We start from the raw sequence: 17,935 nt of genomic DNA on the forward strand, positions 1-17,935 counted from the left end.
ATGCCCAGCTCACGCCCTCCCCGCACCGCCCGGTCCCGGGCCTCCGCTCGTCCCTGGCGCTCCGCCCTCGTGGTGTGCGCCTTCCTCGCCGTCGCCGCGGTCGGCGTCGGCGCGGCGCTGCAACTTCCGTCGGCGGGGGCGGGGACGCGGGTCACCGACGGGTTCGTGGCCCAGCCTCCGGCGCCGACGCGGACGCCGCCGAGCGTGTCCCCGTCGCCGGTGGTGACGCCCAGCTCCTCGCCGCCGCCGGTGCTGACGCTGTCCGACCCGGGGCCAGCGAAGGGGCGGGGCAGCTTCGGCTACGACGACCGGCCCGGCGGGGTGCTGGGCCGCTCCGGGCCGCTGCAGCGGTTCCGGGTGGCGGTCGAGAACGGCTCGGGCGAGCAGGTCCGCGATTTCGGCGATGCGGTGCAGCGGGCGCTGGCCGGCCCGGGGAGCTGGGTGGACGGCGGCCGGTTGCGGTTGCAGCGGGTCGGGCCGGGCAGCGGGTACGACTTCACGATCTACCTGGCCACCCGGGAGACGGCGCGGCGGTTGTGTGGCGCGGGCGGGATCGACATCCGCGTGGGCGGGGTGCCGTACACGTCCTGCCGGGTTCCGGGCAAGGTGGTGATCAACCTGGACCGGTGGCGGACCTCCGCGCCGCACCTGGTCGCCGCCGGGATGACGCTCGACGACTACCGGCTCTACGTGATCAATCACGAGGTGGGCCACCAGCTCGGGCACCGGCACGAGGGGTGTCCGCGGGCGGGGCGGGCCGCGCCGGTGATGCAGCAGCAGACGCTCTTCCTCAACGGCTGCCGCCCGAACCCCTGGCCCTACGTGGGCGGGAAGCGGTACGCCGGGCAGAGCCTGTGACCGCCGGTTCGTGAAGAACATTCGCGGCATAGGCGGCAAAAGCAGCTAAATGCCCGAATTGCATGGCACGCTGGTGTCATGACCTCGTCGTCCCCTTACGACATGCACGCCGAGCCGCGCCGCCGACCGCCGCCCCGTCACCCGGCCGAGCGTCCCACGGTGCGCCGCATGCGCCGTCGTCGCCGCCGCTCGGTGCTGCTGCTGGCGATGCTGCTGGCCGCTGGCAGCGGAGCGGTCGGCGTCACCCGGCTGAACGCCCCCGGGCCCGGCGGGACGTCGCTCGCGGCCGAGCCGTCGCTCGCCCGCGGGGCCGCCGAGGCCGACGTCCCGGCCGCGCCGCCGACCGGCTACCCCACCGCCGGCCCCGGCACGTTCGCCGTGGCCCAGGGCCGATCCCCGGTACGCGGACACGCCGGGCCGCTGCGCCGCTACCGGGTCGAGGTCGAGCACGGTACGGGGCAGGACGCCGACGGTTTCGCCGCCACCGTGGACGCGGTGCTCGGCGACCCGCGCAGCTGGATCGCGTCGGGGGAACTGCGGGTGCAGCGGGTGCCCGAGGCGGCCGCCGCCGACTTCACCGTCTACCTCGCCACCCCCGTCACCTCCGAGCGGATGTGCGCCGAGGGCGGACTGCGCACCGACCGGTACACCTCCTGCCGGCTGCCCGGCCGGGTCGTGCTCAACCTGGCCCGCTGGATGACGGCGGTGCCCGACTACGGCGCCCCGCTGGACGTCTACCGGACCTACGTGATCAACCACGAGGTCGGACACGAGTTCGGCGAGCTGCACCAGGCGTGCCCCGCGCCCGGCGCGCCCGCCCCGGTGATGCAGCAGCAGACGTACGGGCTGGACGGCTGCCTGCCGAACGCCTGGCCGTACGTCGACGGGGCTCGATACTCCGGCGAGCCCACCGACGGGGTCTGAGTTATTCCCGGTCCCGCAGTTCGGGCCGAGTGTCCCTCATCATGGCCGATCCCCGCCCGGGCGAGCGACAATGGCGCGGTCACACCGCCGATCCCGGGGAGTCCACCGTGTCGTTGCCCCCGCTCGTCGAACCCGCCGCCGAGCTGACCGTAGACGAGATCCGCCGATACTCGCGCCACCTGATCATCCCGGACGTCGGGGTCGAGGGGCAGAAGCGGCTGAAGAACGCCCGGGTGCTCTGTGTCGGCGCCGGCGGCCTCGGCTCGCCGGCCCTGCTCTACCTGGCCGCGGCCGGTGTCGGCACGCTCGGCATCATCGACTTCGACACCGTCGACGAGTCGAACCTGCAGCGCCAGGTCATCCACGGCGTCTCCGACGTGGGCCGCTCCAAGGCCGAGTCCGCCGCCGCGTCGATCCGCGAGATCAACCCGCTGGTCAACGTGGAGATCCACAACACCGCGCTGGACCGGGAGAACGTCCGGGACATCTTCTCCCGGTACGACCTGATCGTGGACGGCACCGACAACTTCGCCACCCGGTACATGGTCAACGACGCCGCGGTGCTGCTCGGCAAGCCGTACGTCTGGGGTTCGATCTACCGCTTCGACGGCCAGGCGTCGGTGTTCTGGGCCGAGCACGGGCCCTGCTACCGCTGCCTCTACCCGGAGCCGCCGCCGCCCGGCATGGTCCCCTCCTGCGCCGAGGGCGGCGTACTCGGCGTGCTCTGCGCGTCCATCGGGTCGATCCAGGTCAACGAGGCGATCAAGCTGCTCGCCGGCATCGGTGAGCCGCTCGTCGGCCGGCTGATGGTCTACGACGCCCTGGAGATGAGCTACCGCAAGATCAAGGTCCGCAAGGATCCCAACTGCGTGCTCTGCGGTGAGAACCCGACCCTCACCGACCTGATGGAGGACTACGAGGACTTCTGCGGCGCGGTCTCCGACGAGGCGCAGGAGGCGGTGGTCGACTCGACCATCACCGCGCTGGAGCTGAAGGACTGGCAGGACTCCGGCAAGGACATCTTCCTGGTCGACGTGCGCGAGCCCGCCGAGTACGAGATCGTCCGCATCCCCGGCTCGACGCTCATCCCCAAGGGCGAGATCCTCTCCGGCGAGGCGCTGGCGAAGTTCCCGCAGGACCGGCAGATCGTGCTGCACTGCAAGTCCGGCGTCCGCTCGGCCGAGGCGCTCGCCGCGCTGAAGGCGGCCGGCTTCAACGACGCCGTGCACGTCCAGGGCGGTGTGCTCTCCTGGGTCAAGCAGATCGACCCGTCCCTGCCGTCGTACTGAGTCGCGTCGATGGGCCCGCCCGGTTCCCCGGGCGGGCCCGTCGTGCTTTCCGTACCCCGTGGCGTGGACAAACGCCTGGTCGCCCGACCCGCAGGTGGATGCGTTCGGCGACCGGTGGGCGGTACCGGCCCTGACCGAGCTACCGAGGCGTAACCCCGGCCGCGCCAGTACCGTCAGGGCCGTGGTGGACTTGGACGCGGCGATCGGATTCGTCGTCGCTCACGGAGACGCGGTGGACCGCGCCCGGCTCTCCCGGCTGCGCACCGGCGCTCCGGTGCCGTCCGACGTGCTCGACGCCGCCGAGTCCGGGCCGGCGCCGGGCGGCGGCTGGCCCGCCGTACTCGACGGCGAAGTCGCCTCGATCGACGCGACCTGCTTCCGTCTGGCCGAGCTGGACGACCTCGGCGCGCTCGGCCGCCCGGCGGCCCGGCACGCGCTGGACTGGCTGGCCGCCCGGCAACTACCAGACGGCGGCTGGGACGAGGATCCGTCGCTGGCCGGGCTCGCCCCCGAATGGGCCACCCCCGGCGATCCGGAGGCCCGGCTCTACCAGACCGCCAACGCCGGATTCTGGCTCACGGTGGCCGGGCTGGACGCCCGGGCCGCCGGGCCGCTGGACCACCGGGTCGGCGGCGCGTACGCCGGTGTGGTGCAGGCGGCGGCCCAGGCGCTCGCCGCCCAGCTCGCCCCGGACGGAAGCTGGCCGTCCTTCCTGCCCGCCGGCTGGCTCGCCGCCGCGGTGCTGCACCGCCAGCAGATGTACTACGAGTCGGCGCGCATCCAGGCGGTGCTGGCCGACCGGATCCCCCGGATGTCCCCGGCCGACGTGGCCTGGCTCGCCGCCACGCTGCGCCGGGTCGACGTCGGCGAGGAGCAGTGGCTGCTGGTGTCCGCGCGCAGGCGGCTCGCCGAGACCCAGCGCAGCGACGGCGGCTGGGACAGCGACGACGGCCACCAGTTCGACGTGCACACCACGCTGCGGGCGATCCGGGCGTGCCGTCCGAACACGCCCGAGGCCCCGGTGTCCGGCGCGCCGTTCGTGGCGCCGCGCCCCGCCGAGCTGCCCCCGCCGCCCGCGGTGCCGGCCCCGCGCCCGCGCCGGCTCCCCGCATCGACGTCTCCGCCGCCCGCGCCCGACTCTGGGCCGCCCGCCTCCACGCCCGCGTCGCCTGCGCCCGTGTCTCCGCTGCCCGGCCCGGCTCGCCCGTTGACCGGCCCGGCTCGCCCGTTGACCGGCCCGGCCGAGGCATCGGTCGCATCGGCGGGTCCCGCTTCCGACCCTTCGGCGGGCTTCGGCTCCGACCTGTCGTCCAGTTTCGGCACCGACCCGTCGGCCGGGATCGCGCCCGCGCTGTCGGACGGCGCGCCGGAGCTGTTTCCGGCCCGGGGTCTCGGGCCGGATACCTGGTTCCGTCCGGACACCGGGCCGGATGCGACGCCCGGATCGGGAGCAGGGCCTGATCCGTCGGCCGGTGCTGAGGTGTCGGCCGGTGCGGACAGCGGGCAGGCGCCGTGGTCCGCCTGGATCGTCACGCCCGATCTGCTTCCCGACGAGAGCGCCGGGCCTGCCGCGCAGCTGGTGTCGGAGCTGCTGCCCGGCCCGGTGCCGCCCGCTCTGCCTCCGGCGGTTGCGGTGCCACCGGCCGCCCCCGTGTCCCCGGGTTTGCCTCCGCTGGTCACGCCGCCATCGGAGCCCACCGCCCAGGTGATCGCCGCACCGCCGCAGCCCGGCACAGTTCCGCCGGTCGCCCCCGCCGCACCGGCCGACGGAGATCCACTCCAGATCGCCTAGCCCGGCCAGCTGATGATCAACACCAGTTCGGGGAGGTGGTGGCATCAAAGTGCGGGGGTGGCGCCGGCGCGCCACAACGGGCAAGGTCGGTCAGCGTAGGTGACCGTCCCCGGTCACCACGTACTTGGTGCTGGTCAGCTCCGGCAGGCCCATCGGGCCGCGCGCGTGCAGCTTCTGCGTCGAGATGCCGATCTCCGCGCCGAATCCGAACTCGCCGCCGTCGGTGAACCGGGTGGACGCGTTGACCATGACCGCGGCCGAGTCCACCCGGGCCACGAACTCCCGGGCCGCCCGCTGCGAGTCGGTGACGATCGCCTCGGTGTGACCGGTGCCGTACCGGCGGATGTGCGCGACCGCCGCGTCGAGCGAGTCGACCACGGCGACGGAGATGTCGGCGGAGAGGTACTCGGTGCCGAAGTCCTCCTCGGTGGCCGGCACCACGGCGTCGGAGTGGGCGGCCACCTCGGGCGTGCCGTGCACGGTCACCCCGGCCTCGGCGAACGCGGCGAGCACGGCCGGCAGGAACGCGTCGGCGACGTCGCGGTGCACCAGCAGCGACTCGGCGGTGTTGCAGGTGGACAGGCGCTGGGTCTTGGCGTTCAACGTGACCGCCAGCGCCTTGTCGAGGTCGGCGGCGGCATCGACGTACACGTGGCAGTTGCCCACGCCGGTCTCGATCACCGGCACCGTCGACTCCTCGACCACGGCGCGGATCAGCGACGCGCCGCCGCGCGGGATCAGCACGTCGACCAGGCCGCGGGCGCGCATCAGCTCCTTGACCGAGTCACGGGTGCTGGAGTCGAGCAGCTGCACCGCGTCGGCCGGCAGTCCGGCGCCGGCGACCGCGTCGCGCAGCACCGCGACCAGCGCCGCGTTCGAGTGCGCGGCCGACGAGGAGCCGCGCAGCAGCGCCGCGTTGCCGGACTTCAGGCAGATCCCGGCCGCGTCGACTGTCACGTTCGGCCGGCCCTCGTAGACGATGCCGACGACCCCGAACGGCACCCGGATCTGGCGCAGCTCCAGGCCGTTGGGCAGCGTCGAGCCGCGTACCACCTCACCGACCGGATCGGGCAGCGCGGCCATCTGGCGCAGCGCGTCGGCGATCGCCGCCACCCGGCCCTCGTCGAGCGCGAGCCGGTCCAGCACGGCCGCGGACAGCCCGGCCTCGCGCCCGGCCGCCAGGTCCGCGGCGTTCGCCGCCAACACCTCGGGGGTACGCGCCACGAGCGCGTCGGCCATCGCGTGCAGCGCGGCGTCCTTGACGGTACGGGTGGCAGTGGCCAGGGCTTCCGCCGCGTCCCGGGCTCGCCGGGCCTGCTCGACGACGCTCATCGTGCGTACTCCTTCGGAGGTGTTTTAAGGAGGGGCCCCTTATTAACAGACGTCTGTTAATAAGGGGCCCTTGCTTACAGCAGGACGAGGTCGTCGCGGTGGACGACCTCACGTTCGTACGCCGGGCCGAGCGCCGCGGCGAGTTCGGAGGTGGAACGGCCGAGCAGGCCGGGCAGTTCCACCGCGTCGTAGTTGACCAGCCCGCGGGCCACCGGCGCGCCGGCGGTGTCGACCAGGTCGACCGGGTCCCCGGCGGTGAACGCGCCGTCGACGGCGGTGATGCCGGCGGGCAGCAGCGACTTGCGGCGGCCCACCACCGCCTGCACCGCGCCCGGGTCGAGGTGCAGGCGGCCCCGGGGCGCGGTCGCGTGCGCCAGCCAGAACAGGCGCGCGGCGGGACGGCGGCTGCTCGGGTGGAAGTACGTGCCGACGGGCTCCCCGGCCAGCGCCGGCGCGGCCAGCGGCGCGGCGGTCAGCACCACCGGGATGCCGAAGCCGGTCGCGATGCGGGCCGCCTCGACCTTCGTCACCATGCCCCCGGTGCCCACCCCGGCCCGGCCGGCCCCGCCGATGTCCACGCCCGCGAGGTCACCCTCGCCGTGCACCTCGGTGATGCGGGTGCTGCCCGGGCGGGCCGGGTTGCCGGTCCAGAGCGCGTCGACGTCGGAGAGCAGCACCAGCAGGTCGGCGTCGACGAGCGCGGCGACGAGCGCGGCGAGGCGGTCGTTGTCGCCGAACCGGATCTCCTCGGTGGCCACCGTGTCGTTCTCGTTGACGATCGGCACGGCCCGCAGGTCGAGCAGTTTCCGCAGCGTCCGGTACGCGTTGCGGTAGTGCGCGCGCCGGGTCACGTCGTCCACGGTGAGCAGCACCTGCCCGACGGTGCGGCCGTGCCGGGCGAACGCGGCAGCGTACCGTCCGATCAGCAGGCCCTGCCCGACGCTGGCGGCGGCCTGCTGGGTGGCCAGGTCGCGCGGGCGCCGGGGCAGCCGCAGCGGGGCGAGGCCGGCGGCGATCGCGCCGGAGGAGACCAGCACCACCTCGCGTCCGGCGGCGGCCAGCCCGCCGAGCGTGTCGACGAGCGCGTCGACCCGGGCGTCGTCCAGGCCACCGGTCGCGGTGGTCAGCGAGGACGAACCGATCTTGACGACGATCCGGCGGGCCGAGGTGACTGCTTCGCGCACCCGACCATTCTGCGCGCTGCGGTCTGTGACGCCGCGGCGCGTTCCCATATCGTGGCAGCTCGTGACACCTGACGAGTACGTCGAGGCGGTGCTGGCACTTGTCGAGCGGATCCCGCCGGGCCGCGTGATGTCGTACGGGGCGGTGGCCGACGCGCTCGCCGACCGCTCCGGGCGGGCGTCGCCGCGGCTGGTCGGCTCGATCATGGCGCGGCACGGAGGCGGCGTGCCGTGGCACCGGGTGGTGAACTCGGCCGGCCGGCTGCCGCCGGGTCACGAGCGCAAGGCGCGGGAGAGGCTGCTCGCCGAGGGGTGCCCGCTGCGCGGGGACCGGGTGGACCTGGCGGCGGCGTCCTGGTCGCCGGACGAGGGGTGACCCGACCGCGTCGGAGGCGGCCGGTCGATCGATCGCGACTCCGCTCAACGGGGCCGAGTCATCGCGGCCACTCGGAGAACGCGTGCCGGAGGTCGTGGATCTCAGCCGGGGTGAGGCGGTAGAGCGCGAAGACGGTGTCGGGGAGGCGGTCGAGGCGCTGCAGCGCGTCCTGGAACTCTTCGTCGGTGAGCGCCGGGTCGGCACGCCGTGCGAGGTCCACCAGGTCGTTCCTGCTGTACCGGCGGAGCGCGGCGGCTACGTCGATGTAGTCGCGGGGTTGAGCACGGGTCACCATGGCGGCGACTTTGGTGCCGATCACGTCGTCCAGGTGCAGCACCGGCCCGACGTCGAGCACGATCGGGCTGGCGCTGCGCGCGAAGCGCACGAGTTGCAGTCGTACGGTCCGGTCGTCGCGGCGAACCTCGAACTCGGTCATGTCGTGTTCGAAGCCGTAGAAGACATCGTCCAGCTCGGTGGGCTCGGCGATGGTCTCGACCTGGAACCCGGCATCGAGCAGGGTGGCGTGCACCAGCTCGGCGGCTGCGGTGACCCCGCCGTCGAGATCGGTGAACAGGTCCACGTCCTCGGTGGGACGGGCGCCGATGCCGTGGGCGATGAGGGCCTGGCCGCCGGCGAGGGCGAAGCCGTGTCAGCCGGCCACGGCGAGCGCGATACGGGCGACCTCGTGCTGGAACGGGTCCGGCGCGGGTGACATCAGGCGGCGACGTCCCGGGCGCGCAGCACCGGGTGGCTCTCTTCCCAGGCGCGGCGGACACCGCGGGGCACGTAAAGCTCGGGCCACAGCCGGACGAGGGTGGGTCCGTGCAGCCAGGTGCGCAGCTCGTCGGGATGAACGGCTTCGGTGAGCACCGTCTCGTACATCCAGGCGAGCAGCCCCGGAACGTCGAGGTCGACGTGCCGGTCGGGTTGCCAGAACAGCCGGTGGGGCAACTCGACGATGCCGGTGACCGGGCCCTGCAATTCGCTCAGGGCGGGGACCACGACCGCACGGCGGCCGGGGCGGGCCTCGTACGGTGCCCGCGAGCTGCGAACGGATCGGGCCGGGTCCATGCCCTACAGGGTAACGGTGCCGACCTGCGGCTTGTTGCGACTCGCGAGCGCCTGGCGGCATCGAACAAGCAGCGTCCGGGAGGGGATGTGACGCGAGCCATAACGTGAGTAGCATTCGGCTCCATGACAGCTTCGGGCCTGCCCCGCCGGGTGCACCTCGGATACGCGCTCGGTTCCCTGGTCACCGGCGCGTTCGGCACCGTGCCCGGGCTGCTCCTGCTGCCGTACCTCACCGACACGCTCGGCGTCGCCGCCGGGCTGGCCGCGCTGCTGGTGCTCCTGCCGAAGGCGTGGGACGTGCTGGTCAACCCGGTCGCCGGGCGGATCTCCGACCGGACCCGCTCCCGCTGGGGCGCCCGCCGTCCGTACCTGCTGGTCGGCGGGCTGGCGCTCGCCGTGCTGTTCGCCTCGATCTTCGCCGCGCCGTTCGCGAACGGTCCGGCCGCCGCCGCGTACGTGGCGCTGGCGTTCCTGGCGACAGCCACCGCGTTCGCGTTCTTCCAGGTGCCGTACGTGGCCATGCCGGCCGAGCTGACCGCCGACCCGGCGGAGCGTACCCGGCTGATGACCTGGCGGATCGCGGTGCTGGCGCTGGCCATCCTGGTCTCTGGCGCGGTGGCCCCGGCCGTGGTGAGCGCGGGCGGCGACGGCGTGCCCGGTCACCGGTGGATGGGCCTGTTCGTCGCCGCGCTGATCGTCGCCGGCACCGTCGGCGTGTTCCTGGGCACCCGGTCCGCGCCGACCGGCACGGTGGGGGAGAGCGAGCCGAGCCTGCGCGCCCAGCTCGCTGTCGCCACCGGCAACCGGCCGTTCCGGGTGCTGCTGATCTGCTTCGTGATCCAGTCCGCCGGGGTGGCCACCGTGCTGGCCGGGGTGAAGTACTTCGCCGGCCAGGTGCTGCGCGAGCCGGACAGCGGCCCGACGCTGCTGTTCGCCTGCTTCGTGGCACCCGCGCTGCTGGTCATGCCGCTGTGGTCGCGGGCCGGCGCCCGGCTGGGCAAGCGGGCGTCGCTGGTCGCCGCGTCGCTGATCTTCGCGGTGGGCGCGCTGGCCTTGGTCGCCGCGCCCGCGCTGCCCGCCGCCGCGGCCTACGCGGTGGTCGCGGTGATCGGCGTCGGGTACGCGGGCCAGCAGGTGTTCGCGCTGGCCATGCTGCCGGACTGCATCGCGTACGACACGGCGCGCACCGGACGCCGGCAGGCCGGGGTGTTCACCGGGCTCTGGACCGCCGGGGAGACGTTCGGGCTGGCGCTGGGACCGGGCATCTACGGGCTGGTGCTCCAGCTCTCCGGCTATGTCTCCTCGTCCACCGGTACCGCCGCCGTCCAGTCCGACACGGCACGTCTCGGTGTGCTGCTCGGCTTCACCGTGCTGCCCGCGCTGCTGGTGGCGATCCCGCTGGTGCTGCTGCGCGGCTACACCCTGACCCCGGCCCAGCTGACCGCCGCCGCACCCGAGGCCGATGACGCCGCGCCGGCCGCGCGGGCGTGAGCACCCCGTCCACGAGAGGAACCACCCGATGACCGACACGGCAGGCGCCGGTGCGCTGCCCGCCCAGGGGATGCCCGCGGCGGACGTACTCGGCGAGATCCGCGCGCTGCGGGACGCCGACCGGCCCACGCACGGCGGGCGGTTGTTCGCGTACGTCTACGACCCCGGCGTGGCCGGTCTGGACGAGCTGGCGCAGGCCGCGTACGCGCAGAGCGCCCACGTCAACGGCCTCGACCCGACCGCGTTCCCGTCGCTGCTGGCGATGGAGAACGCGCTCGTCGGCGCCGCCGCCCGGCTGCTCGGCGGCGGCCCCGGCACCGGCGCGCCGGACGTGGTGGGCAGCGTCACCAGTGGCGGCACCGAGTCGCTGCTGCTCGCCGTCAAGGCGGCCCGGGACGCCCGCCCCGACCTGACCGAGCCGCGGATCGTGGCGCCGGCGAGCGCGCACGCCGCGTTCGCCAAGGCGGCGCACTACCTGCGGGTCGCTCTGGACACGGTGCCGGTCGACCCGGTGACGCTGCGCCCGGACGTGGCAGCGGTGGCCGCCGCGATCCGCCCGGAGACCGTGCTGGTGGTCGCGTCCGCGCCGTCGTACGCGCACGGGGTGGTCGACCCGGTCGCGGAGATCGCCGCCGTCGCGCAGGCCGCCGGGGTGCGATGCCACGTGGACGCCTGCTTCGGCGGCTGGGCGCTGCCCTGGCTGCGTCGGCTCGGCGCGCCGGTGCCGCCGTTCGACTTCACCGTGCCGGGGGTCACCTCGATCTCGGTGGACCTGCACAAGTACGCGTACGCGCCGAAGGGCGTCTCGGTGCTGCTGCACCGCGATCCGGCGCTGCGCGCCCCGCAGTTCTTCGCGTACGCGGACTGGCCCGGGTACACGATGGTCAACCCGGTGATCGCCTCCACCCGCTCCGGCGGGCCGATCGCCGCCGCGTACGCCACGCTGCGGCACCTCGGCGAGGACGGGTACCTGCGGCTTGCCGCCGCCACCCGGGACGCGGTCGCCGGGCTCGCCGACGCGATCCGGGCCACCGACGGGCTGCGGCTGATGGCCGAACCGGAGACCACTGTCGTCTGCTTCACCAGCGACGATCCGGGGCTCGACCTGTTCGTGCTGGTCGACGAGCTGACCGAGCGTGGCTGGCACACCCAGCCCCAGCTCACGTACGCCGATCTGCCGGCCAGCGTGCACCTGACGGTGACCGCGGCGGTGGCGCCCCGGGTGGCCGAGTTCGGCCCGGCGCTGGCCGAGGCGGTCGCGGCGGCCCGCGCCGCCGGGCCGGTGGTGCTGCCGCCGGAGCTGCTGGCGCTGACCGGCAGCCTCACCCCGGAGGCGCTCACCCCCGATCTGGTGGCCGGGCTGGCGGGCGGGCTCGGCCTGGCCGCCGACGCCGGTGCGCCGGAGCGGATGGCGGTGGTCAACACGCTGCTCGACGCCGCGCCGGCCCGGCTGCGGGAGCGGCTGCTCGCCGAGTTCGTCGGGTTGCTCCAGCGCCCGGCCTGGTGACGCGAACGCGGCCCGCCCGGATTCCGGGCGGGCCGCGTCGTGCGGTGTCTCAGCCGGCCGCGCCGACGCTGAACGTGGTGGTGTCGTCCGCCGGGTCGACGTCCCCGACCGGCTCGTTCACGTAGCGGGCCTCGACGGTGAACGTGCCGCTGCCCAGCACGCCGGCCGGCGTTCCGGCCGGTGCCCGCAGGACGACGTCGAACGTGCGCTCCTCGCCGGGCATGAACCGGCCGCCCGGGACGTCGAACGAGTCCGGGAAGCTGGGCAGGTCCTGCGGATCGGTGCTCCAGACCTCGACCCCGGCGGGCAGGGCCGCCCGCGCGGCGAGCCGGAACGACGGCGCGTCGTTGCCGTAGCGCACCGTTACCGGCATCCGGCCCAGCAGGCTTCCGTCGGCCTGGCGGGTCAGCGTCACGTCACGACCGTTTACGGTCAGGTCCGTCGCGGTGGCCTGCCGGTAGACGCGCGGCGCGCGGACGCTGCCCGAGGTGGACCGGAACACGGTCGGGAAGGCGTCGCGATCCGCGACCCGGGCGCCGCCGCCCGGCACCACCGCGATCGAGCCGCCCGGCGCGACCATCGGGTAGGCGCGCGCTGTCGTCCAGACCTGGAAGTTGAGCCGCAGGGCCCGGCTGTCGCCCGCCGCGACCCGGCCGCCGAAGCTGCCGATGACCCGGCGGTTTTCCACCAGGCCCTCGGTGAACCACGGCGTGCCGTCGTCGAGGCCGATGAACGAGGCGCCGGCCGGCTCGGTGATGCGCAGGTCGGCGACGCCGTCGGCCCGGCCCCGGTTGCTGATCGTCGCGGTCAGCGTGCCGACGTACCCCCGGTCGGTGGGCGTCAGCACCAGCGGCCCGGTGTCGACGGTCAGCCGTGCCGCAGCGGTGCCGCTCGTGGCTGCGGCGGGCGTGGCCAGCGCGAACAGCGCTGCCGCCCCGGCCAGCAGCGCGGTGGCGACTCGTGCCGTACGTGTGGTCATGACAGGTCCTCCGTGATCCCCGTGGTGGGCGGCGGTGGTTCCGTCCGCCCGACAGTGAAGACACCCGCCGGCCCCGGGGACAGTTGCCCGGGTTCCCTGTCGTGGGTACGACACCGGACCGCTGTGGTTGACTGTCTGCTCGGGGTTCACGGACAGCGGGAGGTCGGAGATGCAGCTGCCGGGCGTGCTCGGCGAGCCGATCCGGTTCGTGCTGAACTGGGGCCGCCGCTACTCGCTCTGGGTGTTCAACTTCGGCCTGGCCTGCTGCGCCATCGAGTTCATCGCGACCAGCATGGGCCGGCACGACTTCATGCGGCTCGGCGTGATCCCGTTCGCCCACGGCCCCCGGCAGGCCGACCTGATGGTGGTCAGCGGCACCGTCACCGACAAGATGGCCCCGGCGGTCAAGCGGCTCTACGACCAGATGCCCGAACCGAAGTACGTGATCTCGTTCGGCGCCTGCTCCAACTGCGGCGGCCCGTACTGGGACTCCTACTCGGTCACCAAGGGCGTCGACCAGCTCATCCCGGTCGACGTGTACGTGCCCGGCTGCCCGCCGCGCCCGGAGGCGCTGCTGCACGGCATCCTGCGCCTCCAGGAGAAGATCGCCGCCGAGCAGTCCGGCGTCGGCGGCGTGGCCCGCCCCGACGCGCTCGCCTCTCCGGCGGACGCTGTGGCGCGGCCGGTCGAGGCGCTGACCGCGCCGCCGGTCCGTCCGCCGCTCGGCTGAGCCGTCGGGTGGCGCCGCCGGTCTAGCCTGCGGCTCATGACCGACTTCGCGGAGAAGCGCTCCGCATTCATCATCGACGTGCTGACCGAGGAGTTCGGCGCGTCCATGGCGATCGACCCGGCGGCGTTCCGCCGTAAGTTCCGCAAGATGGCCGCGTCACCGTTCGCGTTCTACCGGGGCAGCGCGGCGCTGTTCTACGCCGACCAGCGCGGCGACTTCGGCAGCGACCGGTTCCTCGACGGCCGGACCAGCCGGGTGTGGATCCACGGCGACCTGCACGCCGAGAACTTCGGCACCTACATGAACGCCTCCGGGCAGCTCGTGTTCAACGTCAACGACTTCGACGAGGCGTACGTCGGGCCGTTCACCTGGGACCTGAAGCGCCTTGCGGCGAGCGTGGCGCTGATCGGCTACGCGAAGGCCCTCTCCGACCGGGTGATCGGCGAACTGGTCACCGGCTTCGCCCGGTCGTACCTGGCCGAGCTGCGGGCCATCGCGGCCGGCGGGGACGACGCGATCGGCTCGATCACGCTGGACAACGCCGACGGCGTGCTGCGCCGGGTGCTCCAGCAGGCGCGGCTGAATACCCGGGTGGACCTGCTCGCCGCGCAGACCACCGTCGACAACTACGAGCGCCGGTTCTCCCTCGGCGACGGCGTGCACGAGATCGACGACGCGACCCGGGAGAAGGTCTGCGCCGCGTTCGCCGACTACCTGCACACGCTGCCGGACTCGGCCGCCCGGCTGCGCCCGGTGGCCACCGGCATCAAGGACGTGGTGCTGCGCAAGGGCGTCGGCATCGGGTCGGCCGGGCTGCCGTCGTACAACCTGCTGCTGGAGGGGCACACCCAGGCGCTGGAGAACGACGTCGTCATCTACATGAAGCAGGCGCAGGTGCCGGCCGTGGCGCGGTACGTCGACGACGAGCGGGTCCGGTCGTACTTCCGGCACCAGGGGCACCGCACCGCCGAGTCGCAGCGCGCGTTGCAGGCGCACGCCGACCCGTGGCTGGGCTTCACCGAGCTGGACGGCGTCGGCCAGCTCGTCGCGGAGGTCTCCCCGTACGCGGCGGACCTCGACTGGGCCGACGTGAACGAGCCGGAGGAACTGGCCGGGGTGCTCGCCGACCTGGGCCGCGCGGTGGCCCGGATGCACTCGGTGGCCGACGACGAGTCCAGCCACGACCTGGTCGACTACTCCACCGAGGAGGCGATCGTCGCTGCCGTCGACTCCGACCCGGACGGGTTCGTCGACTACCTGGTCGACTTCGCGCACCGGTACGGGATCCGGGCCCGCGAGGACCACCAGCTCTTCGTGGACCTGTTCCGCAACGGCCGGCTGCCCGGCATCTGAGGGCGCGGGGCGCCGACCGCGGCGCCCCGCCTCACTGCGTGAAGTCCAGCACCGCCTTGATGTCCTCGCCGGTGCGGGCGTACGCCTCCCGGTAGTTCGAGACCGGTACGCGGCGGGTGATCAGCGACGTCAGCCAGGACTGGTCCGCCTGGGCGAGCGCCTCGGCGGCCAGGTCCCAGTGCCGCCGGCCGGCGTTCACCGAGCCGAACACCACGTTGTTCTCCAGCACCAGCTCCCGGTTGAGCGCCCCGGCGTCGAAGTTGATGGTCCGCCCGCCGCTGGACACACCGGTCAGGCAGACGATCCCGGTGGGCGCGGCCTTGCACATGGCGTCCAGCACCACCGTCGGCGCGCCGGTGCACTCGATCACCACGTCGGGTTTCACGTCCAGCTCGGTCACCGACGACGTGTGGTACGTGGCGCCCAGCGCCCGGACCAGGTCCGGCTTCGGGCCGGTGGTGTTGCGGTCCAGCACGTGCACCGACAGCTCACGCTGGCTACCGAGCAGCGCCGCCAGCAGGCCGATCGGCCCGGCCCCGGTGATCAGCACGCTCTTCGGCGTCCACTCGGCCCGGCGCCCGATCCGCTCGATGTGGTCCCACGCCTTCGCCACCACGCTGGCCGGCTCCAGCAGCATGCCCACCGACGCGAGGGCCGGGTCCAGGCCGACCGCGAACTTGGGCTGCAGCCGCCAGCGTTCCCGGGCGAAACCGGGCAGTCCCTTGATGCCGTGCTCGGTGTACAGCCCGTTGCGGCACATGTCCCACTCGTCCACCGCGCAGTTCGCGCAGGGCACCGGATCGGGGTGGCGGACCACGCCCGCCACCAGGTCGCCGGGCTGCAACGTGCCGGTCGGATCCTCCAGCACCCGGCCCAGCGACTCGTGCCCGAGCACCAGCCGCTCCTGGCCCGGCGGCGCCTCGCCGTACTCGCCCGCGACGATCTCGTGGTCGGTGCCGCAGACGCCCACCGCCAGCGCCTCCACCAGGATCGCACCCTCCTCGGGCGCCGGCTCGGGCCAGTCCTCGACCAGCCGTAGCGAGTCCGGGACACCGGGGGTCACAGTCACAGCGCGCACGTCCCTCATCCTCCCGCGCGCTCCCGCCGTCCGCCCGGCAAAGCGACGATCCGGCACGGGCGGCCCGACCCGGTCCGCAGCCGTCGGCCATAGGATCAGCGCATGACTCCGGAAGAGGTCGGCCGGCGGGTGGTCGAGCTGCTCGCGCCCGTGGAGGCCACCGCGTCGGTCTCCGGCGGTCAGGGGTACGCCCGCGCCACCGTTGACGTACCCCCGGCGAGCTGGGCGGACGCGGTGCGTGCGGCGCGCGACGACGCCGAGCTGGGTCTCGACTTCCTCGACTGGCTGTCGGCGGTGGACGAGCTGGCCGACGGCTTCGACGTGGTGCTGCACCTCTGGTCGGTCGCGCACCGGCACGGGCTGCTGCTGCGCACCCGCGTGCCCCGCGACGCGCCCGTCGTCGCCTCGGTGGTCGACCTGTTCCCCGGCGCGGCCTGGCACGAGCGGGAGACCCACGAGATGTTCGGCATCGACTTCGCCGGCCACGGCGAGCTGCGGCCGCTGCTGCTGCCGCCGGAGTTCGAGGGGCACCCGCTGCGCAAGGAGTTCGTCCTCGCCTCCCGGGTCGCCAAGCCGTGGCCCGGCGCGAAGGAGCCGGGCGAGTCGGAGGCGGGCGGCGGCCGCCGGCCGGTCCGGCCGCCGGGCGTGCCCGCGCCGGGTGAGTGGGGCACGACGCCCACGCCGGCGGGTGCGGCGGGCGCCGGTGAGGGACCCCGCGGGGGTACGCCGGCCCGCCCGGCCCGGGAGCGTCCGGCGCGGCCCGCTCCTGGTGAGCGTCCGGTACGGCCTGCGCCGGGCGAGCGTCCGGCTCGGCCGGCTGCCGCTGAGCGTCCGGCGCGGCCGACTGCCGGGGATGCTCCGGAGCAGCCTGCTTCCGGGGAGCCCGGGCCGGGGTCCGGCGCTGCTCCGGCGGCCGGTGAGGCGGGTCCGCTCGGGCGGCCGCTACCCGGGGAACTGCCGACCGGTCCGCCCCGGCAGCAGCCGGACCCCGACGCGGCGGGGGAGAGCTGATGCCGGACTGGTTGGAGCTGGTCCTGCGCGTGGCGGGCGTGCTCGTCGCGTTCCTCACGCTGCCGCTGATCGTCGGCCAGGCCGAGCACAAGGTGATGGCGCACATGCAGGGCCGGCTGGGCCCGATGTACGCGGGCGGCTTCCACGGCTGGGCGCAACTGGTGGCCGACGGCATCAAGTTCGTGCAGAAGGAGGACGTCACCCCGCGCGACGCGGACCGGCAGGTGTTCCGGCTGGCGCCCGCGGTGGCGCTGGTGCCGTACCTGCTGGTGCTGCTGGTGATCCCGCTCGGCCCGGGTGACCTGGTCGCCCAGCCGTTGGACATCGGCCTGTTCTTCGTGCTCGCCGTGGTGGGCGTCGGGGTGCTGGCGGTGCTCATGTCCGCGTGGGCGTCGGCCAACAAGTACAGCCTGCTCGGCGGGCTGCGCGGCGCGGCCCAGCTGCTCGGGTACGAGCTGCCGCTCGTGCTGGCCGCCGCTTCGGTGGCGATGGCGGCCGGCACACTCAGCCTCTCCGGCATCGTGGAGGCGTGGCAGCCGTGGTGGCTGCTCTGGCAGGCGCCGGCCATGGTGATCTTCTTCGTGGCGGGGCTGGCCGAGATCCGCCGCCCGCCGTTCGACATGCCGGTGGCCGACTCCGAGCTGGTCTTCGGCTACATGACCGAGTACACCGGGCTGCGGTTCGCGTTCTTCCTGCTCGCCGAGTACGTCGGCATCGTGGTGATCGCGGCGCTGACGACTGTGCTGTTCCTCGGCGGCTGGCAGGGCCCGTTCGCCGACGCGCAGCTCGGCTGGCTGTGGACGCTGCTGAAGGTGTTCGCCGTCGCCTTCGTGATCATCTGGCTGCGGGTGAGCTACCCGAGGCTGCGCGAGGACCAGCTCCAGCGCCTCTGCTGGCTGGTCCTGGTCCCCCTGGCCCTGGCCCAGCTCGTCCTCACCGCCGCAGTCCGCCTGGCCCTGTAAC

Annotated in this window: 15 protein-coding genes and 2 pseudogenes; 11 read left to right on the forward strand and 6 right to left on the reverse strand. The window is 74.0% G+C overall.

Annotated features, from left to right (window positions below; translation table 11 throughout):
• From KBX43_RS26255 to KBX43_RS32160, 4 genes and pseudogenes are all read left to right on the forward strand, one after another.
• Complete coding sequence (locus tag KBX43_RS26255; RefSeq protein WP_210887636.1) at positions 1 to 858, forward strand: DUF3152 domain-containing protein; 858 nt, start codon at positions 1 to 3, stop codon at positions 856 to 858.
• Positions 859 to 936: 78 nt separating this feature from the next.
• Positions 937 to 1,782: a DUF3152 domain-containing protein gene (locus tag KBX43_RS26260; protein ID WP_104115501.1), complete on the forward strand. Its 846-nt coding sequence runs from the start codon at positions 937 to 939 to the stop codon at positions 1,780 to 1,782.
• Positions 1,783 to 1,823: 41 nt separating this feature from the next.
• Positions 1,824 to 3,071 (forward strand): adenylyltransferase/sulfurtransferase MoeZ, encoded by a 1,248-nt coding sequence (gene moeZ / locus KBX43_RS26265; protein WP_176722780.1) that lies wholly within the window; start codon positions 1,824 to 1,826, stop codon positions 3,069 to 3,071.
• Between the two features lie 130 nt (positions 3,072 to 3,201).
• A pseudogene (locus tag KBX43_RS32160) lies at positions 3,202 to 4,071 on the forward strand (hypothetical protein); the annotation flags it as partial.
• 882 nt (positions 4,072 to 4,953) lie between these two features.
• On the opposite strand, the gene KBX43_RS26275 reads toward KBX43_RS32160, so the two are convergent.
• Together KBX43_RS26275 and proB are read right to left on the reverse strand one after the other, a co-directional pair.
• A complete protein-coding gene (locus tag KBX43_RS26275) occupies positions 4,954 to 6,195 on the reverse strand; it encodes a glutamate-5-semialdehyde dehydrogenase (RefSeq protein ID WP_113973469.1) in 1,242 nt (413 codons plus the stop codon).
• A gap of 74 nt (positions 6,196 to 6,269) precedes the next feature.
• Positions 6,270 to 7,427: a glutamate 5-kinase gene (gene proB, locus KBX43_RS26280; protein WP_051611346.1), complete on the reverse strand. Its 1,158-nt coding sequence runs from the start codon at positions 7,425 to 7,427 to the stop codon at positions 6,270 to 6,272.
• Between the two features lie 13 nt (positions 7,428 to 7,440).
• Between proB and KBX43_RS26285 the strand changes: the two genes are divergently transcribed.
• Complete coding sequence (locus KBX43_RS26285) at positions 7,441 to 7,752, forward strand: MGMT family protein (protein WP_043328189.1); 312 nt, start codon at positions 7,441 to 7,443, stop codon at positions 7,750 to 7,752.
• A gap of 58 nt (positions 7,753 to 7,810) precedes the next feature.
• On the opposite strand, the pseudogene KBX43_RS26290 reads toward KBX43_RS26285, so the two are convergent.
• Together KBX43_RS26290 and KBX43_RS26295 are read right to left on the reverse strand one after the other, a co-directional pair.
• Positions 7,811 to 8,386, reverse strand: a pseudogene (locus KBX43_RS26290) (nucleotidyl transferase AbiEii/AbiGii toxin family protein); the annotation flags it as partial.
• A gap of 80 nt (positions 8,387 to 8,466) precedes the next feature.
• Positions 8,467 to 8,823, reverse strand: coding sequence for a hypothetical protein (locus KBX43_RS26295; RefSeq protein WP_043328193.1), 357 nt, complete (start codon positions 8,821 to 8,823; stop codon positions 8,467 to 8,469).
• A gap of 123 nt (positions 8,824 to 8,946) precedes the next feature.
• Here KBX43_RS26295 and KBX43_RS26300 point away from each other — a divergent pair, with 123 nt between their 5' ends.
• On the forward strand, positions 8,947 to 10,314 hold the full coding sequence (locus KBX43_RS26300) for an MFS transporter (RefSeq protein WP_113973468.1): 1,368 nt from the start codon (positions 8,947 to 8,949) through the stop codon (positions 10,312 to 10,314).
• A gap of 28 nt (positions 10,315 to 10,342) precedes the next feature.
• Complete coding sequence (locus tag KBX43_RS26305; protein ID WP_113973627.1) at positions 10,343 to 11,821, forward strand: aminotransferase class V-fold PLP-dependent enzyme; 1,479 nt, start codon at positions 10,343 to 10,345, stop codon at positions 11,819 to 11,821.
• Between the two features lie 49 nt (positions 11,822 to 11,870).
• Here the strand turns inward: KBX43_RS26305 and KBX43_RS26310 are convergent, their stop codons facing one another.
• Positions 11,871 to 12,800: a hypothetical protein gene (locus KBX43_RS26310; RefSeq protein ID WP_113973467.1), complete on the reverse strand. Its 930-nt coding sequence runs from the start codon at positions 12,798 to 12,800 to the stop codon at positions 11,871 to 11,873.
• 169 nt (positions 12,801 to 12,969) lie between these two features.
• On the opposite strand from KBX43_RS26310, the gene KBX43_RS26315 reads away from it, so the two are divergent.
• Positions 12,970 to 13,530: an NADH-quinone oxidoreductase subunit B gene (locus KBX43_RS26315; RefSeq protein WP_043328197.1), complete on the forward strand. Its 561-nt coding sequence runs from the start codon at positions 12,970 to 12,972 to the stop codon at positions 13,528 to 13,530.
• A 36-nt stretch (positions 13,531 to 13,566) separates the two neighbouring features.
• A complete protein-coding gene (locus tag KBX43_RS26320) occupies positions 13,567 to 14,883 on the forward strand; it encodes a DUF2252 domain-containing protein (protein ID WP_043328199.1) in 1,317 nt (438 codons plus the stop codon).
• Positions 14,884 to 14,914: 31 nt separating this feature from the next.
• Here the strand turns inward: KBX43_RS26320 and KBX43_RS26325 are convergent, their stop codons facing one another.
• Entirely contained in the window at positions 14,915 to 15,961 is a 1,047-nt protein-coding gene (locus tag KBX43_RS26325; protein ID WP_176722782.1) for a glucose 1-dehydrogenase, read from the reverse strand.
• Positions 15,962 to 16,063: 102 nt separating this feature from the next.
• Between KBX43_RS26325 and KBX43_RS32270 the strand changes: the two genes are divergently transcribed.
• Both KBX43_RS32270 and nuoH read left to right on the forward strand, forming a co-directional pair.
• Positions 16,064 to 16,972, forward strand: a complete 909-nt coding sequence (locus KBX43_RS32270; RefSeq protein ID WP_210887642.1) for an NADH-quinone oxidoreductase subunit C — start codon at positions 16,064 to 16,066, stop codon at positions 16,970 to 16,972.
• Positions 16,972 to 17,934 (forward strand): NADH-quinone oxidoreductase subunit NuoH, encoded by a 963-nt coding sequence (gene nuoH, locus KBX43_RS26335; protein WP_064446633.1) that lies wholly within the window; start codon positions 16,972 to 16,974, stop codon positions 17,932 to 17,934. The genes KBX43_RS32270 and nuoH overlap by 1 nt, the downstream gene beginning before the upstream one ends.
• The last annotated feature ends 1 nt before the right edge of the window (position 17,935 follow it).

It is taken from the genome of Micromonospora sp. C41 (assembly GCF_018070485.1).
GTDB lineage: Bacteria > Actinomycetota > Actinomycetes > Mycobacteriales > Micromonosporaceae > Micromonospora > Micromonospora chalcea.

Excerpts from the sequence above, each read along its gene's own strand:
- KBX43_RS26320 (WP_043328199.1), top strand. The coding sequence starts at position 13,567 with ATGACCGACTTCGCGGAGAAGCGCTCCGCATTCATCATCGACGTGCTG.
- KBX43_RS26295 (WP_043328193.1), bottom strand. The coding sequence starts at position 8,823 with ATGGACCCGGCCCGATCCGTTCGCAGCTCGCGGGCACCGTACGAGGCC.
- KBX43_RS26260 (WP_104115501.1), top strand. The coding sequence starts at position 937 with ATGACCTCGTCGTCCCCTTACGACATGCACGCCGAGCCGCGCCGCCGA.
- KBX43_RS26315 (WP_043328197.1), top strand. The coding sequence starts at position 12,970 with ATGCAGCTGCCGGGCGTGCTCGGCGAGCCGATCCGGTTCGTGCTGAAC.
- KBX43_RS26255 (WP_210887636.1), top strand. The coding sequence starts at position 1 with ATGCCCAGCTCACGCCCTCCCCGCACCGCCCGGTCCCGGGCCTCCGCT.
- KBX43_RS26305 (WP_113973627.1), top strand. The coding sequence starts at position 10,343 with ATGACCGACACGGCAGGCGCCGGTGCGCTGCCCGCCCAGGGGATGCCC.
- KBX43_RS26310 (WP_113973467.1), bottom strand. The coding sequence starts at position 12,800 with ATGACCACACGTACGGCACGAGTCGCCACCGCGCTGCTGGCCGGGGCG.
- moeZ (WP_176722780.1), top strand. The coding sequence starts at position 1,824 with ATGGCCGATCCCCGCCCGGGCGAGCGACAATGGCGCGGTCACACCGCC.
- KBX43_RS32270 (WP_210887642.1), top strand. The coding sequence starts at position 16,064 with ATGACTCCGGAAGAGGTCGGCCGGCGGGTGGTCGAGCTGCTCGCGCCC.
- proB (WP_051611346.1), bottom strand. The coding sequence starts at position 7,427 with ATGGGAACGCGCCGCGGCGTCACAGACCGCAGCGCGCAGAATGGTCGG.
- KBX43_RS26275 (WP_113973469.1), bottom strand. The coding sequence starts at position 6,195 with ATGAGCGTCGTCGAGCAGGCCCGGCGAGCCCGGGACGCGGCGGAAGCC.
- nuoH (WP_064446633.1), top strand. The coding sequence starts at position 16,972 with ATGCCGGACTGGTTGGAGCTGGTCCTGCGCGTGGCGGGCGTGCTCGTC.
- KBX43_RS26300 (WP_113973468.1), top strand. The coding sequence starts at position 8,947 with ATGACAGCTTCGGGCCTGCCCCGCCGGGTGCACCTCGGATACGCGCTC.